Raw genomic sequence first — 17050 nt, forward strand, 5'->3', positions numbered from 1 at the left:
CAGGGCGGCCGTCGGCCGCCCAGGCGAAAAACCGCCCCTCGCGGGGCGGCGGACGATCAGGCGACTTCTTTCAGGATGCGGCCGATCTGTTCGAAGATCTGGCCGATCTGAGCCTCTTCGATGATGAGCGGGGGCGAGATCGCGATGATGTCGCCGGTGTACCGCACCATCAGGCCGCTGTCGAAGCACTTCTGGAAGACTTCGGCGGCGCGCGCGCCGGGAGCGCCCGCGCGCGGCGCGAGCTCAATGCCGCAGACCAGACCCAGGTTGCGCACGTCGATGACGTGCGGCGCGCCCTTCAGGCTGTGGGCGGCTTCCTGGAAGGCGCCGGACAGCTTGCGGGCGCGGCCGAACAGGTCTTCGCGGCGGTAGATGTCCAGCGTGGCCAGGATGGCGGCGGCGGCCAGCGGGTGCGCCGAATAGGTGTAGCCGTGGAAGAACTCGATGCCGCCGGCCGGGCCGTTGACGATGGCGTCATGCACTTCGCGCTTGACCGCGACCGCGCCAGCCGGCACGGCGGCGTTGCTCACGCCCTTGGCCATGGCGATGATGTCCGGCGTGACGCCGAAGAACTCGGAGGCCGTGGCGGCGCCCAGGCGGCCGTACGCGGTGATGACTTCGTCGAATATCAGCAGGATGCCGTGCTTGGAGGTGATCTCGCGCAACTTTTCCAGATAGCCCTTGGGCGGGATCAGCACGCCGGTCGAACCCGCCATGGGTTCGACGATGACCGCGGCGATGGTGGACGGGTCGTGCAGGGCGACGATGCGCTCCAGTTCGTCGGCAAGGTGCGCGCCCCAGGCCGGCTGGCCCTTGGAATAGGCGTTCTGCTCGATGTTGTGGGTGTGCGGCAGATGATCCACGGCGGGCAGCAGCGCGCCGGAGAAGGTCTTGCGGTTGGTCGAGATGCCGCCGACCGAGATGCCGCCGAAGCCTACGCCGTGGTAGCCGCGCTCGCGGCCGATCAGGCGGGTGCGCTGGCCTTCGCCGCGGGCGCGGTGATAGGCCAGGGCGATCTTCAGGCAGGTGTCGACGGATTCGGAGCCCGAGTTCGTGAAGAAAACCCGGTCCAGGCCCTGCGGCATCATGCTCGCGACTGCGGTCGCGGCCTCGAAGGCCAGCGGGTGGCCCAGCTGGAAGCCCGGCGCGTAGTCCATCACGCCTGCCTGTTTGGCGATCGCGGCGACGATTTCCTCGCGGCCGTGGCCGGCGTTGACGCACCACAGGCCGGCCGTGCCGTCCAGGATCTGGCGGCCGTCGGTCGAGGTGTAATACATGCCCTTGGCGGTCGCCAGCATGCGCGGGTGTGCCTTGAACTGCTTGTTGGCAGTGAAGGGCATCCAGAGGTGGGACAGGTCGGGCAGTTTGTCGGGGGCGTTCATGGCGGCTCCAGGGGACGGACAAGCGCTGGACTTGGGCGACGGTTGTGCAGCCAGCGGGATTGAAACGATTCTGGTGCGTCCGGATAGGAATGAAAATATACGATCCGCGCAAATGCGGCTAACTGTATAGTTATGAACGACACAACTGTACAGTTATCTCCGTGATCGATTTCCAGCCCAACCGCGCTCGCGGCCAGGCGCCGACCCTGGTCGAGCAGCTGGTCGCCGCCATCCTGCGCGCCATCGAAGAACAGACACTGCGTCCGGGTATGTCCCTACCCTCGGTGCGGGAGTTTGCTCGCCTGTATGACGTCAGCACCTTCACGGTGGCCAGCGCCTACAGCCGGCTGGTATCGCTGGGCTGGCTGGCGGCGCGGCCGGGCGCGGGCTATCGGGTCGCGACGCCGGACGCGCCGGCGCGCCCCGCCCAGCCGCCATCCTGGGAGCCGCCGCGCCTGAACGCCGGCTGGCTGCTGTCGGATATCTTCGCGGACCATTCCATCCCCATCAAATCGGGCTGCGGCTGGCTGCCGGGCGAATGGTTGAACGAAGAGGGGCTGCACATGGCCCTGCGCCATATGGGGCGGGTGCCGGCCATGCGTATCGCGAACTACGGCCATCCCTACGGCTACGCGCCGCTGCGCGAGACCATCGCGGCCAGCCTGAGCGCGCAGGGCATGGAGGTCGAAGCCTCGCAGGTCGTGCTGACCCAGGGCGTGACGCACGGGCTGGACATGGTGATACGCACCCTGCTGCGGCCGGGCGACACGGTGGTGGTGGAACAGCCCGCCTACGCCAACCTGCTGCAGATGCTGCGTCTGGCTGGCTTGCGGGCGGTGTCCGTGCCCCGCACGCCGGACGGGCTGGACTGCGAGGCGCTGGAAGCGGTGGTGGCTCGCCACCGGCCGAGAGCGCTGGTCGTCAACACCGCCTTGCAGAACCCGTCGGGCGCCAGCATCAGCATGGCCAATGCCTTCCGCATCCTGCAGGCGGCCGAGCGGCATGGCCTGTGGGTGGTGGAAGACGATATCTCGCGCGAACTTGCGCCCGGCGTAACGCCCATGCTGGCCGCCCTGGATGGGGCGCGGCGCGTGGTTTACCTGGGCGGCTACTCCAAGGTTATCAGTCCATCGGTGCGGGTGGGCTACGTGGTGGCGCATCGCGATCTGGCGCGTGACATCGCGCGCACCAAGATGGCGGTGGGCCTGACCTCGCCGGAGATCATGGAGCGCATCGTCCACCAGGTCATCCGCGAAGGCCGCTACCGTGCCCACATCGCCCGCACCCGCGAACGGCTGGCAGAGGCCCATGCCGGCGTGGGCGAGCTGATGGCGCAGCATGGCTTCGAGATATATGGGAGGCCGCAAGGCGGCCTCTTCCTGTGGGCCAAGGTGGCCGGGCAGTGGCGCGAACGCGGCGCCAACGGACTCGCGGAACTGGCGCTGAAGGACGGGATCTGGCTGGCGCCCGGTTCCTATTTCGAGGCGGACGAGGCCGATACGCCCTGGGTGCGTTTCAACGTCGCTTACTCGGAGGCGCCAGCGCTCTGGCGCTTCATGCGAAATGCCGGGGCGGCGGCCTGAGTCACTGGCGCTCGTAAGTCACGAAATCGTATTCGTAGCCGTTTTCGGCCGGCTGCGCTTCGCGCGCCGTTTCCTTCCATTGGAAGGCGGGCAGCAGGGGGAAGAAGGCGTCGCCTTCAACCTCGGCGCGGACTTCAGTGGCCTGCACGCGCTGGGCCAGCGGCAGGGCTTGCGCGTAGATCTGCGCGCCGCCGATCACATAGGCCGCATCGATGTCGCCGCAGGCCTGGATCGCTGCTTCGAGCGACGGCACCACGATGGCGCCCGCAGCGCTGAAATCGGGGTTGCGGCTGATCACGATGTTGCTGCGGCCGGGCAACGGCCGACCCAGCGAGTCCCAGGTCTTGCGGCCCATGATGATGGGGTGGCCCAGGGTGCTGCGCTTGAAATGCGCCAGATCGCCCGGCAGTTTCCAGGGCAGGGCATTGTCGCGTCCGATGGCGCGATTGGTGGAGTAGGCGACGATGAGGGTAAGGCTGGCGGGCATGCGGGGTCGGGACGGTAGGGGTTCGGCCGGTTGGCTACGGCAAGCGTAGCAAATTTGCGCGGCGGCTTGCGCCGCGCGGGCCGCTCAGTCGACCGCGTGTTCCAGGAATTCGGTGGCGGGCATGGGTTTGCCCAGCAGGAAGCCCTGCAGCGAATCGCAGCCCAGGCCCGTCAGGAACTTCTGTTGCGCCGGCGTTTCCACGCCCTCGGCGACGATGCGCAGGTTGAGTTGCTGCGCCAGCGCGACGATGGCCGAGACGATGGCGGCGTCCTCGTTGTCGTTTTCCAGCTGGTTGACGAAGCCGCGGTCGATCTTCAGCTCGGTGGCCGGGAGCCGCTTCAGATAGAGCAGGCTGGAATAGCCGGTGCCGAAGTCGTCGATCGAAATCGTCACGCCCAGGTTCGACAGGCGCTTGAGCACCGCCAGGCTGGCCTCGGCGTCGCGCATGGCGGTGGACTCGGTCACTTCCAGGGTCAGGCAGGCCGGCGGCACGCCATGGCGGTCCAGGGCCGAGCGTACCGTTTCCACCAGGCTGGCGTGGGCGAACTGCAGGGCCGAGATATTGACGGCGACGGTCCAGTGGCCCTGGCCGGCGTTGATCCATTCCCGCATCTGGCGGCAGGCCTCGTTGATCACCCATTCGCCGATGGACAGGATCAGGCCGGTCTTTTCCGCCGTGGGGATGAACTGGTCCGGGCCCACCAGGCCGCGGGTCGGGTGGTTCCAGCGCAGCAGCGCCTCGGCGCCGATGATGGGGCCGGCGGGCGCTTCGTACTTGGGTTGGTAGTGCAGGACGAGCTGGTTGCGCTCCTGCGCCAGGCGCAGGTCGTGCAGCAGTTCGATCTGCTCATGCGCGTCCGCATTCATGGACGGTTCGAAGAAGCTGTAGCCAGTGCCGCCCAGGCGCTTGGCGTGGTACATCGCCGCATCGGCGTTGGTCAGCAGGGCGTGGGTGTCCTGGCCGTCGTTGGGATAGATGGCGATGCCCACGCTCGAGGTCACCATCACCTCATGCCCGTAGACAGTGACGGGTCGCGCGATGGCGTCGATGAGGCGGTCGGCGACGTTGGCTGCGTCGGTGGGTTCGATCACTTCGCTCAGCACGATGAACTCGTCGCCGCCCAGGCGCGCCACGGTGTCCTGCGTGCGCAGGGCCTGGCGGATGCGCTGCGCCAGGTCGATCAGCAAAGCGTCGCCGGTGTGGTGTCCGTAGGCGTCATTGACCGCCTTGAAGCCGTCCAGGTCGAAGAACAGGACTGCGAAGTAGCCCTTGCGGCGGCTGGCGCTTTCGATCGCCTGCTCCAGCCGGTCTTCCAGCAGAATGCGGTTGGGCAGCTTGGTCAGCGTGTCGTGCAGCGCCAGTTGCACCAGTTCTTCGTTGGCCTCGGCCAACGAAGAAGCCAGGGCCGAGGTGCGCGCCTCCAGCCGGTTGTCCAGCACCGCGACCAGCAGGGCGATGGCCAGCACGCTCAGGGTCACCGCGGTCACGGCGATGGCCAGCCAGCCGGCCGAAATGCCGCTGTTGGCCGCCATGCAGATACTGCCCGCGGGGAATCCGGCGGCGGCCATGCCGGTGTAGTGCATGCCGACGATGGCGATGCCCATGATCACTGCCGCCAGCGGCCGCGACCAGACCACGCGGGGGCCGCCGTGGCGCAGCCGGTAGGTGATCCACAGCGCCGCGCCGGAGGCGGCCACGGCAATCACGATGGACAGCGCGAACCATTTGGCGTCATAGACGATGCCGGGTTCCATGAGCATGGCGGCCATGCCGAGGTAGTGCATCGCCGCGATGCCGGCTCCCATGAGCAGGGCGCCGATCATCAGCCGTCGCCGCGGCAGCTCATCCTTGCTTACGGTCCATAGCGCGAAGGCGGAGCAGCCGATGGCAATGACCAGCGACAGGACGGTCAGGGGCAGGTCGTAACCCATGGCAATGGGCAGGCTGAAGGCCAGCATGCCCACGAAGTGCATGGACCAGATGCCCACGCCCATCGCGAACGCGCCGCCCGCCAACCAGTAGCGCGCGCTGGGCAACCCGTGCGAGGCCCTGACGCGGTTGGCCATGCCCAACGCCGTGTACGACGCCAGGATGGCGACTCCTAGAGATACGAGGACGAGCGAAGGGTTATAAGTTCCGACGAGCATTTGTAGGGTCCTGTCCTTGGCGCATGCTGCCGCCGCGCGGGCTTCATATCAATTCAATTGGTAGTCTATGGTTGCAAGTCGGTCGCAAGACAGAATTCGGCGGTCGACGCTGGTGATACACGTGCTCTCTTTTTGGGAAGGGGAGTGCGGCTGAGCAACGCCTGCGGACGGCGCTGCCGGGCGGACTGCCCGGGTCGCGGCGAGCGACAGGCACGGCGCGGCAGGTGCCGGTCGGAAGCAATGGCGCGCGGGCATTTCTGGACGCGCGTCCATGGCTAAGGGATGGGTTATACCGAAAACACGCTTCCAGATGCTCACCAATCTTCACCTGCGGCCATGAGCACGCAGGCTGCCACGGTCTATACGGCCATGGCGGCGGTGAGGGGGGCGTGGTGGGTGTAGCCCGACAATGAAAAGTCGCTGGGTTCCACCTTCTCCAGCCATTCGGGCTCATAGCGTCCGGTGACCGCGAAATCGGGAATGCGGTCCGACAGCACCAGCGTGGGCGCTTCGTAGGGCTCGCGCGTGAGTTGCTCACGCAGCATCGGCAGGTGGTTTTCGTAAATGTGCGCGTCGCCGATGAAATAGGTGAACCAGCGCGGCGTGTAGCCAGTCAGTCGGCCGACCAGATGCAGCAGGGCCGCACCTTCGGTGAGATTGAATGGCGTGCCCAAACCGACGTCGTTGGAACGGATGTACAGGCACAGCGATATCTCGCGGGTCGTCGCGTTCGGCAGGAATTGGTAGAGCAGGTGACACGGGGGCAGCGCCATTTCCTCGATCTGCGCCCAGTTCCAGCCATGGAACAGGATGCGGCGGTCGCCGGGCCGCTCATGGATGGTGTCCAGGCATTGCCGCAGCTGGTCCACCGCCTTGTAGAGCAGCACCTTGGGCACGCCGCCTTCCTCCAGATCGGAGACCTTGGCGTAGCCGCGCGACAGGGCGTCGGCGATCTGCGCCGAGCGGCTGGCGTCCAGCATCTTGTAGGCCGGCCACTGGCGCCATTGCACGCCGTAGACCGGGCCCAGGTCGTCGGGTCCTTCACGGTACGGGTTGGCCAGCCACTGGCTGTTCTCGTTGGCATTCTGGTCCCAGACCTTGCAGCCAAGCTCGCGGAATTCCGCTGCGCTGCGCGAGGCGCGCAGAAAACCCACCATTTCGCCGATGGCGGACTTGAAGGCCAGCTTCTTCGTGGTCACTGCGGGGAACCCTTTTTGCAGGTCGAAGCGCAGCGATGCGCCCGGCATGCTCAGGGTGCGTATGCCCGTGCGGTTCTCCTGCCACGCGCCGGTGTCCAGGATGGATTGAACGAGGTCCAGGTATTGTTTCATGGCGGTCCTTGCGCACGCTCGCCCGGCGGGTGACGCAGACAGCCGCCGCGAACGGATCGCGGCGGCTCTTATAAGTTAGGAATAGATGAATTACACCACGCGGGCGCGGTTCAGGCGGCGGCCGGCGTTTCCTGCGTGTCGACGATCTCGACCGAGAAGGTCAGCGCCGCAGTCTTCTCCAGCATGGCCGAGGCCGAGCAGTATTTTTCGTGCGACAGCTGCACCGCGCGCTCGACCGCGGCGCGCGGCAGGTTGTGGCCGGTAACGGTGAAGGCGAAATGGATGCGGGTGAAGACCTTGGGGTCGGTATCGGCGCGGTCGGCCTGGAGCTTGACGCTGCAGCCGCTGACGGCATGGCGCCCGCGCTTGAGGATCAGCACCACGTCATAGGCGGTGCAGCCGCCGGTGCCGGCCAGCAGCATTTCCATGGGACGGGGGGCCAGATTGTGCCCGCCGCCGTCCACGGCGCCGTCCATCACGGCCACGTGGCCGCTGCCGGTGCTGGCGGTGAAGAGCATGCCGTTCGGGCCGCCCCAGTCGATCGTGCATTCCATATTGTCGTGTCCTTGAGCTTGAGCGCTGTCAATGGCTGATGATACCTGTTGCGTACAATTCCGGGCATGAGAGCCCCGCCCCGCATCAGGGGTGTGTGCGCCAGCCTTGCCGAGGAGTTGCCCTATGTCCACCGCTCTGTCACGCCCCAGCCCCGTTTCCTTCCTGCGCCGCATCAGCCCCGTGGATGCCCTGCTGGCCGAGGCCGACCGCGCGTTGCGGGTGCTGTCCGGCAGCGCCACTGCTGGCCGTCCGTATCCGGCCACCGCCGATGAGGCGCCGCAAGCCCTGTCGGCCCAGGAAAAGCGCCACGCGGCCGGCTTGATGCGGGTGAATCATGTCGGCGAGGTCTGCGCCCAGGCGCTGTACCGGGGCCAGGCTTCGGTATGCCGCGAACCCGCGCCGCGGGCATTGCTGCTGAACGCGGCTTCCGAGGAAGTGGATCATCTGGCCTGGTGCAATCAAAGGCTGACGGAACTGGGCAGCCGCCCCAGCCTGCTGAATCCGGTTTGGTACGCGGGTTCGTTTGCGCTCGGCGTGCTGGCCAGCTACGCCGGCGTGCCGCGCAATCTGGGTTTCATGGCGGAAACCGAAAAACAGGTGGAAGCGCATCTGGAAGAACATCTGCGCACCTTGCCGGTGCAAGACGAGCGGTCGCGCCAGATCGTGCAGAAGATGAAAGAGGACGAGGCGCAGCATCGCGCCAGCGCGGAAGCGGCGGGTGGAGTGCCCTTGCCGGCGCCAGTGAAGGCCGCGATGCGGGCGATGTCCAAGGTCATGACGACTACCGCTTACTGGGTCTGAAGCAGTTGGAAAGCGAAATGTTGCAATGCGCAAAAATAGCTGCAACTTGGTGCCGCGCGCACCGTTCTGGTGCGAAATCCAGAGCGGGATAACCCGATGATGGCTAGGGTAAGCCCCGGGTGGGTTTACCCATCCGGCAAAAACCCTGTTTTTGGAACAGGCATTGATTGGCGCGGGTTTCCAGAGGGATGTCTGGGGTGTTGCGGCAAATTTGCAACGCAAAAAATCTCTTGTGCGGCAGACTAAAAAAATTCTTGCATCGCACAAAAAACCTCGGTACTATTCATTCATCGGATGTTGAAACGCAGTCGGCGCGGTGCAAAACCCCGAAAGCGTAGCGAGCAGAAGGCCAGCTCCCAACATGCCACGGTTGTCTCCTCCACCCTCCTCCTTTGGTGGATTTAGCCCGAGATCTCACGATCTCGGGCTTTTTTTTCGATGTTTTAAGTGTGTCCCCATTTAACTGGAACAGAGCATCGACCGTAGCCCTTCATGGCACTTATGCCAGGGGGCGCTCTGCGCGTTTTCCCTTGGATATTTCGCGTGCGCCAGGGCGGAAAGTTCTACAATCGTTCCATGAAATCCCTATTTCCGCGCCTGCGCGGTTTCGCCTTGGCGACCGAGCCAAACGGCAGCGCCGGCATGGCGCAATGCGTTACGTTCTGTGCCGGTGAATTGCACTTCCTTATTCCTCCCATATATGGGCGTTACACCTGCCTCCGATAATGGCGGGCCTGTCTCGATAGACCAACCAGAGGTGACTCGGTGACCTGGCTGTACATTTGCGTGGTCGCATTCATGGTGGGGGGACTCATCGTGGCGTCGGAGCGCTGGCATGGCGCCTTCACCGGCGACAGCGACCTCAACAAGCCCCAAGCCAACCATTCCCGCGCCACGCCCCGCGTCGGCGGGCTGGCGGTGCTCGCGGGCACGCTGGCGGGCCTGCTGGTTCTTGGACCCAGCAACATGACGCTGACCTGGCTGTGGCCCGCGCTATTCGTCGCGGCGCTGCCCGTGTTCGTGGCCGGCCTGCTGGAAGACATCACCAAGGACATCGGCGCCAGCAAGCGCCTGCTGGCGGCCTTCTTGTCGGCCGCGATCGCCTGGTGGCTGCTGGGCGGCGTCAGCCGCGTGGGCATGGCGCCGGTGGATTACGTGCTTTCCTTCTGGCCGGTGTCGCTGCTGTTCACCATGTTCGCGGTGGGCGGCTGTACGCACGCGCTGAATATCGTTGACGGCATGAACGGCCTGGCCGGCATGGTGGCCACGTTGATGGCCGTCTCGATCAGCCTGGTGGCGCTGCAAGTGGGCGACGTGCCGATTTTCCTGGTGGCGGCGGCGCTGGCCTCGGCCACGCTGGGCTTCCTGGTCTGGAACTTCCCGTTCGGGCGCGTGTTCCTGGGCGATGGCGGCGCGTACTTCCTGGGCTTCATGCTGGCCGAGTTGGCCGTGCTGCTGGTGGTGCGCAATCCTTCGGTGTCGCCGTTCTACGCGCTGGCGGTGTTGTTCTATCCTGTCTTCGAAACCGGTTTTTCGATCTGGCGCCGCCGCTTCAAGCGCGGCGTGCCGGTGGACCAGCCGGATGCGCTGCACCTGCACCAGCTGGTGTTCCGCCGTCTGGTGCGTGTCACGTTCAGCCGCGGCCGGCGGCATGCGGTGCCGGCGCTGTGCAATGCGCTGGCCTCGCCTTACATGTGGGTGCTGGCCCTGATCGGCCTGGTGCCCGCGACCATCTGGTGGGACAACGCCTGGGCGCTGTGCGCCAGCCTGGTGGTGTTCGCCGCCGTCTATATCTGGCTGTATTCGCGGCTTGTGTCCTGGCGTCGTCCGGGCTGGCTGCTGCTGCCATCCGTTTTACGGACTTCCGATTAGTTTTTTGGGACCCCTGGCAAATGCTGCCGTGGGGCTCGGTTATCTATCCTGTTACCCGACCATATTTGAAATGCCGTAAACGTTCTGCGGCGAAGGGAGAGTTATGTTGCGAATTCAAGATGTGAAACTCGCTGTTGTCGGCCTGGGCTATGTCGGCCTGCCCCTGGCAGTGGAGTTCGGCAAGAAGCGTTCGGTCATCGGGTTCGATATCAATACGCGCCGCATCGACGCGCTCAAGGCGGGTCATGATCACACGCTGGAAGTCAGCGATGAAGAGCTGAAGGAAGCAACCCAGTTGAGCTACACGGCGGACCGCGCCGTGCTTGGCCAGGCCAACGTGTTCATCGTGACCGTGCCGACCCCCATCGACGAGTACAAGCAGCCGGACCTGACCCCGCTGGTCAAGGCCAGCGAGACCATCGGCGCCGTGCTCAAGCGTGGCGACATCGTCATCTACGAATCCACCGTCTACCCTGGCGCCACAGAAGAAGACTGCGTGCCGGTGCTGGAGCGCGTGTCGGGCCTGAAGTTCAACGTGGACTTCTTTGCCGGCTACAGCCCCGAGCGCATCAATCCGGGCGACAAGGACCACCGCGTCAGCACGATCAAGAAGGTGACCTCCGGTTCGACGCCCGAAGTGGCCGAACTGGTCGACCAGCTTTACAAGCAGATCATCACCGCTGGCACCCACAAGGCCTCCAGCATCCGCGTGGCCGAGGCCGCCAAGGTCATCGAAAACACGCAGCGCGACGTGAACATCGCGTTGATCAACGAGCTGGCCCTGATCTTCAACAAGATGGGCATCGACACCGAAGCCGTACTGCAGGCGGCCGGCACCAAATGGAACTTCCTGCCGTTCCGTCCGGGCCTGGTCGGCGGCCACTGCATCGGCGTGGATCCCTATTACCTGACCCATAAGGCGCAATCCATCGGCTATCACCCCGAGATCATCCTGGCGGGCCGCCGCCTGAACGATTCGATGGGCGGCTATGTCGTGTCGCAGCTGGTCAAGGCCATGACCAAGCGCCGCATTCACGTGCAGGGCGCCCGCGTGCTGGTCATGGGCCTGGCGTTCAAGGAAAACTGCCCGGATCTGCGCAACACCCGCATCGTCGATATCGTGAAGGAACTGGGCGACTACAACGTGGCGGTTGACGTGTACGACCCGTGGGTCGACCCGGAAGAAGCCGTGCACGAGTACGGCATCACGCCGCTGTCCAAGGTCGAAGAGGGCAAGTATGACGCCGTGATCCTGGGCGTGGCGCATCACCAATTCGCCGAAATGGGTGCGACGGGCATCCGCAAGCTGGGCAAGCCGGAACACATTCTTTATGACCTGAAGTACGTGCTGTCGCCCGAAGAATCGGACCTCCGTCTGTAAGGGAAAGACAATGCCTACCCGTTTTGAGAGCATCAAGCAGGAACTGTCGGCCGCGCCGCGCAAATGGTTGGTGACCGGCTGCGCCGGCTTCATCGGTTCAAACTTGCTGGAAACCCTGCTGAAGCTAGGCCAGACCGTGACCGGCATGGACAACTTCGCGACGGGTTTTCAGCACAACCTGGACGAAGTGCGCAATTCCGTCACGCCCGAGCAGTGGGCCCGCTTCACCTTCATCGAAGGCGATATCCGCGACCTGGAAGCATGCCGCCGTGCGATGCAAGGCGTGGAGCTAGTGCTGCACCAGGCTGCGCTGGGCTCTGTGCCGCGCTCGCTCAAGGATCCGATCACGTCCAACGAAGTGAACATCGGCGGCTTCCTGAATATGCTGGTGGCGGCGCGTGATGCGGAGGTCAAATCCTTTGTCTACGCAGCCTCCAGCTCGACCTACGGCGACCATCCGGCGTTGCCCAAGGTCGAGGAAAACATCGGCAAGCCCCTGTCTCCCTACGCGGTTACCAAGTACGTCAACGAGCTTTATGCCGACGTGTTTGCGCGCTGCTATGGCTTCGAAACGGTGGGCTTGCGCTACTTCAACGTATTCGGCAAGCGTCAGAACCCCAATGGCGCTTACGCGGCCGTGATCCCCAAGTGGACGGCCGCGATGATCCAGAACGAGGACGTCACCATCAACGGCGACGGCGAGACCAGCCGCGATTTCTGCTTTGTGGAAAATGCCGTGCAGGCCAACATCCTCGCGGCCATGGCCGCGCCGGAAGGCCGCAACCAGGTCTACAACGTGGCGGTCAGCGGCCGCAGCACCTTGAACCAGCTGTTCGGCTTCCTGGTGCAAGCCCTGGGCAACCAAAACGTGGTTTATGGCAAGAAGCCGGTCTACGCCGACTTCCGCGCGGGCGACGTGCGCCATTCGCAGGCGGACGTCAGTAAGGCGGGCCGGTTGCTGGGCTACGAGCCTACGCACACCGTGCTGCAAGGCCTGGAAGTGGCCATGCCCTGGTACACGCAATTCCTGCGTTGATTTGAAAGCACTCGTCAGAAAACTCGGCAGCATCCACCCGGACCACCAGCGCATCTTCAAGGGCGCCTTCCGGGTGGCAGTGTTCCTGCTGCTGGGCAAGGCCGCCGGCGCCATCAAGGAGATGGCGGTGGCGTACCGCTACGGCGTCAGCGACGCCGTGGACGCCTACCAGTTTACGATGACCATGGCCACCTGGCTGCCGGTCACCATCGTGGGCGTGCTGTCGGTGGTCCTGATCCCGGTGCTGGTGCGGCTGCGCCGCGCCGATGTCGCCGAAAGAAATCTGTTCATCCGCGAGCTGCAGGGCTGGGTGGGCGCCGCGGGCATTGCGCTGGCGCTGCTGACCTGGTTCGCCTGGCCGCAGGTCGTCGGCGTGCTGGGCCAGGGTTTGTCGGCCCACGTGGGCGACATGACGGGCCAGCTGCTTGTCGCCTTCGCGCCGGTGTCGGCGCTGCTGCTGGTTGCCGGCATCAGCGCCGCGCGGCTGCGGGCGCAGGAAAGACACGTCAATACCCTGCTGGACAGCGTGCCGGCCGTGGCGACGCTGGCCTGGGTGATGCTGGCCGCCAGCGCCGACGGCGTCGGGCCGCTGCTGTGGGGCACGCTGGTGGGTTACGCGATCCAGACCGTCTGGCTCGCGTGGCTGGCTGCGCGCGCCGATGGCGGCTTCTGGGGCGCGCCCCGGCTGACGCTGCAATCGCCGCACTGGCCCGAACTGCTGGGCGCCGCGGGCGTGATGCTGATCGGCCAGGTGGCCATGAGTTTCGTCGGTCCGCTGGACCAGTACGCCGCCGCCAATCTGGGCGCGAACGCCAACGCCACGCTGGGCTATGCCAGCCGGCTGCTGTCGCTGGTGCTGGGGATTGGCGCCGTGTCGGTGGGGCGCGCGGCCTTGCCGGTGCTGGCCGATGTGCAGGCGCGCGGCGATACCGCTCGTGCGCGAGGCATGGCGCTTAAATGGTCGGTGCTGATGGTGGCCGCAGGCGCTGCCGCCGTCGCCGTGGGTTGGATACTGGCGCCGTGGGGCGTTTCCGTGCTTTTCCAGCGTGGCGCCTTCACCGCCGAAAATACCCAGGCCGTGGCGCATGTGTTTCGCTGGGGGCTGCTGCAACTGCCGTTCTACTTCGGCGTGCTGATCCTGGTGCAATTGCTGGCCAGCCAGAACCGCTACCGCGTGATGGCGGCCATTGCCGTCGCCAATTTCGCCCTGAAGGCTGTGCTGAATACCGTGCTGGCGCCCAGGATGGGAGCTGCCGGCATCATGCTGGCGACCAGCCTCATGTATCTGTTGTCCTTCGCGTGCTACCTGCTGGTGGCAATGCGCAAGCCTGAACCCAAAGAGGCCGATTGAATGCCCGTGACCGATACCGGCCCGGCGCCGCGCGTCCTGCTGTTCATCCACTCCCTGCATGGCGGCGGCGCGGAGCGCGTGGCCGCGGACCTGAGCGCGCACTGGGCGGGCATGGGCCGCGAGGTCATGGTCGTGACGCAGGCCAGCGCCGAGGGCGACGTCTACACGCTGCACCCCAAGGTGCGCCGCGAGGTCCTGCATACGGCGGGCGAGGGCGGTGGCCTGCGCGGCATCTGGAGCAATGTGCAACGGGTGCGCGCCTTGCGCCGCGTGGTCAAGTCGTTCCGCCCGGACATCGTGCTGGGCATGATGACGACGGCGTCGGTACTGTCGGTACTGGCCTGCGCGGGCCTGTCCTGCCGGGTGATCGCCACCGAGCATACCCATCCGCCTTCGCAGACCCTGTCGGGCTTCTGGCAGCGCCTGCGCCGCCTCACATATCCCCGCGCAGCCAGCGTGGTGGCGCTGACCCGCGGCACCGCCGACTGGCTGGCGCAGCACGTGCCGGGCAGCAAGCTGGCCGTCATTCCCAACCCTGTACACTTTCCCCTGCCTCGCGCTGAACCGGTCTTGACGCCGGTGTCGGGCGACGGCCGCAAGCGCCTGCTGGCGGTGGGGCGCCTGCACGCCGACAAGGGTTTCGACCTGCTGATCCAGGCCTACGCGCAATTGGCGGCGTCGCATCCTGGCTGGGATCTGGTTATCCTGGGCGAGGGCGACGAGCGCCGCGCCTTGGAGGCGCAGGCCCGAGAGGCCGGCCTGGCGTCGCGGATTTTCATGCCGGGGCGCGCAGGCAACGTCGGCGACTGGTATGACAGCGCCGATCTGTACGTACTGACGTCGCGCTTCGAAGGGCTGTCCAATACCCTGCTCGAATCCATGGCAAGCGGGCTGGCCGCCGTGTCGTTCGATTGCGACACGGGGCCGCGCGAGATCATCCGCGAGGGCGTGGACGGCGTGCTGGTGCGCCCCAATGGCGACGTGCCCGCGCTATGCAAGGCGCTGGACGCCGTCATGCGCAATGACGCGGACCGTGTACGCATGGCGCAGGCCGCGACCGACGTGCGCGACCGTTTTTCGGCCGCGCGCGTGCTGCAGAAATGGCAAGAACTTTTTGACGGTGTGCGCGGAACCGGCCGTTGAGGCCGCGCGTCGCGCCGTTGCTACAGTGACAACGAGAACTTCATCATGTGCGGAATAGTCGGGATTTGGGGCCCTGTCGGGAACAAGGAGCGGGTGTTGGCGGAAAGCTGCCGCCGCATCCGCCACCGCGGGCCGGACAGCAATGGTTTCTGGGAGGATCCCGAGGCCGAGCTGGCGCTGGCGCATGTGCGCCTGGCGATTCTCGACCTGACCGAGGCCGGCCATCAACCCATGACGTCGGCCTGCGGCCGCTATGTCATGGTGTTCAACGGTGAAATCTACAACCACCTCGACATCCGCAAGCAGCTCGAACAATCTGCGCTGGCGCCGTCGTGGCGCGGCCATTCCGATACGGAAACGCTGCTGGCGGGCTTTACCGCCCTGGGCATCGAGGCCACCTTGCAGGCCGCGGTGGGCATGTTCGCCATCGCGTTGTGGGACCGCGCCTCGCGCAAGCTGATGCTGGCGCGCGACCGCATGGGTGAAAAGCCGCTGTACTACGGCTATTCAGGCGCCGAGCTGGTGTTCGCGTCCGAACTCAAGGGCCTGATGCCGATTCCGGGCTTCGGCCGCGAGCTCAACCGCAACGCGCTGGCGTCGTTCATGCGGCACAACTACATTCCAGCGCCGCAGTCGATTTACCAGGGTATCGCCAAGTTGCCCCCGGGCACCTGGGTCGAATTCACGGCCGATGACACCCGCAGCCGCCGCATGCCCGAGCCGCGCGTGTACTGGTCGGCCCGCGAAGCCGCGGACACTTCCGCGCAATCGCTACTGTCTTTCGAATCCGACGCGCAGGCCACTGACGCGCTGGAAGGCGTGCTGTCCAAGGCGGTCGGCGGCCAGATGCTGTCGGACGTGAGCCTGGGCGCCTTCCTGTCCGGCGGCATCGACTCGTCCACCATCGTGGCTCTGATGCAGGCGCAAAGCTCGCAGCCCGTGCGCACTTTTGCCATCGGCTTTCACGAGAAGGGCTACGACGAGGCGCAGCATGCCAAGGCGGTGGCCACGCATCTCGGCACCGACCACACCGAACTGTACGTGACGGCAGAGGACGCGCTGGCCGTGGTGCCCACGCTGGCCGACATGTACGACGAGCCGTTCGCGGATTCGTCGCAGATCCCGACCTCGCTGGTCACCCGCATGGCGCGCCAGCACGTCACCGTGGCGCTGTCCGGCGATGGCGGCGATGAACTCTTCGGCGGCTATTCGCGCTATTTCCGTGTGAACAAATGGTGGCAGCAATGCGAACGCGTCCCGGCGCTGCTGCGCAAGCCCGCCGGCGCGTTGTTGAGTGCGTCTACCCATCTGCCCGGGCGCGGCGCCTGGCGCGGCAAGGTCGGCAAGCTGGGCGAACTGCTGCGCACCGATACGCGCGGCGAGTTCTACCGCCATTTCGTGTCGTACTGGGCCGATCCTTCCAGCGTGGTGAAGGGCGGGGTGGAGCCGGTGTCCGAATTCGCCCGGGCGATGCAGGGTTCCACTTTCGAAGCCATGATGAAGCTGGACACGGTGACCTACCTGCCGGACGACATCCTGGTCAAGGTGGACCGCGCCGCCATGGCCGTCAGCCTGGAAACGCGCGTGCCGCTGATCGATCACCGGGTGTATGAGTTCGCCTGGAGCCTGCCGCACCAATACAAGGTGCGCGGCAACACGGGCAAGTGGCTGCTGCGCCAGGTGCTGCACCGTCATGTGCCGCAAGCGCTGGTGGACCGTCCCAAGCGCGGCTTCGCCGTGCCGCTGGCCGCGTGGTTGCGCGGCCCGCTGCGTGAATGGGCCGATGCGCTGCTGGACCCGGCGCGCCTGCGCCAGGAGGGCTGGTTCGAGCCCGAGCCCATCCTGCGCAAATGGCGCGAGCACAGCTCGGGCCATCGCAATTGGGACAGCCATCTGTGGGGCGTGTTGATGATGCAGGCCTGGCTTGACCGCTACCGCGGCGGCAAGGAACAGGGAGGATCGGTTGGGAGTCTTTGACGC

13 protein-coding genes are annotated in these 17050 nt (G+C 65.7%); 8 read left to right on the top strand and 5 right to left on the bottom strand.

Annotated elements, in window-relative coordinates:
• Positions 1–56: 56 nt before the first annotated feature.
• Positions 57–1382: an omega-aminotransferase AptA gene (aptA, locus tag HV766_RS03825; protein ID WP_175180591.1), complete on the bottom strand. Its 1326-nt coding sequence runs from the start codon at positions 1380–1382 to the stop codon at positions 57–59.
• 161 nt (positions 1383–1543) lie between these two features.
• Between aptA and HV766_RS03830 the strand changes: the two genes are divergently transcribed.
• On the top strand, positions 1544–2965 hold the full coding sequence (locus HV766_RS03830) for an aminotransferase-like domain-containing protein (RefSeq protein ID WP_054451981.1): 1422 nt from the start codon (positions 1544–1546) through the stop codon (positions 2963–2965).
• Position 2966: 1 nt separating this feature from the next.
• On the opposite strand, the gene HV766_RS03835 is transcribed toward HV766_RS03830, so the two are convergent.
• The 4 genes from HV766_RS03835 to HV766_RS03850 form a co-directional block, all read right to left on the bottom strand.
• Entirely contained in the window at positions 2967–3452 is a 486-nt protein-coding gene (locus HV766_RS03835; RefSeq protein ID WP_175180592.1) for a dihydrofolate reductase, read from the bottom strand.
• An 84-nt stretch (positions 3453–3536) separates the two neighbouring features.
• The gene (locus HV766_RS03840; RefSeq protein ID WP_054451979.1) at positions 3537–5600 is read right to left on the bottom strand and encodes a putative bifunctional diguanylate cyclase/phosphodiesterase; all 2064 of its coding nucleotides are present in this window, start codon (positions 5598–5600) and stop codon (positions 3537–3539) included.
• A gap of 359 nt (positions 5601–5959) precedes the next feature.
• Positions 5960–6931 (bottom strand): thymidylate synthase, encoded by a 972-nt coding sequence (locus HV766_RS03845; protein WP_054451978.1) that lies wholly within the window; start codon positions 6929–6931, stop codon positions 5960–5962.
• Positions 6932–7041: 110 nt separating this feature from the next.
• Complete coding sequence (locus HV766_RS03850; protein ID WP_119450316.1) at positions 7042–7485, bottom strand: OsmC family protein; 444 nt, start codon at positions 7483–7485, stop codon at positions 7042–7044.
• Positions 7486–7609: 124 nt separating this feature from the next.
• Between HV766_RS03850 and coq7 the strand changes: the two genes are divergently transcribed.
• The 7 genes from coq7 to asnB all read left to right on the top strand — a co-directional run bounded on the left by coq7 (position 7610) and on the right by asnB (position 17047).
• The gene (gene coq7 / locus HV766_RS03855) at positions 7610–8287 is read left to right on the top strand and encodes a 2-polyprenyl-3-methyl-6-methoxy-1,4-benzoquinone monooxygenase (RefSeq protein WP_013396216.1); all 678 of its coding nucleotides are present in this window, start codon (positions 7610–7612) and stop codon (positions 8285–8287) included.
• 765 nt (positions 8288–9052) lie between these two features.
• Complete coding sequence (locus tag HV766_RS03860) at positions 9053–10159, top strand: MraY family glycosyltransferase (protein ID WP_013396215.1); 1107 nt, start codon at positions 9053–9055, stop codon at positions 10157–10159.
• 103 nt (positions 10160–10262) lie between these two features.
• Positions 10263–11540: a Vi polysaccharide biosynthesis UDP-N-acetylglucosamine C-6 dehydrogenase TviB gene (tviB, locus tag HV766_RS03865; RefSeq protein WP_175180593.1), complete on the top strand. Its 1278-nt coding sequence runs from the start codon at positions 10263–10265 to the stop codon at positions 11538–11540.
• A gap of 10 nt (positions 11541–11550) precedes the next feature.
• Positions 11551–12576 carry an SDR family oxidoreductase gene (locus tag HV766_RS03870; protein ID WP_175180594.1) on the top strand — a complete coding sequence of 342 codons (1026 nt, stop codon included), beginning with the start codon at positions 11551–11553 and terminating at the stop codon, positions 12574–12576.
• A 1-nt stretch (position 12577) separates the two neighbouring features.
• A complete protein-coding gene (gene murJ / locus HV766_RS03875; RefSeq protein WP_175180595.1) occupies positions 12578–13927 on the top strand; it encodes a murein biosynthesis integral membrane protein MurJ in 1350 nt (449 codons plus the stop codon).
• Positions 13928–15070 carry a glycosyltransferase family 4 protein gene (locus HV766_RS03880; protein ID WP_175180596.1) on the top strand — a complete coding sequence of 381 codons (1143 nt, stop codon included), beginning with the start codon at positions 13928–13930 and terminating at the stop codon, positions 15068–15070.
• A gap of 45 nt (positions 15071–15115) precedes the next feature.
• On the top strand, positions 15116–17047 hold the full coding sequence (gene asnB / locus HV766_RS03885; RefSeq protein WP_175180597.1) for an asparagine synthase (glutamine-hydrolyzing): 1932 nt from the start codon (positions 15116–15118) through the stop codon (positions 17045–17047).
• Positions 17048–17050 lie beyond the last annotated feature (3 nt).

Origin of the sequence: Achromobacter aegrifaciens (assembly GCF_902859735.1) — a bacterium.
GTDB lineage: Bacteria > Pseudomonadota > Gammaproteobacteria > Burkholderiales > Burkholderiaceae_B > Achromobacter > Achromobacter aegrifaciens.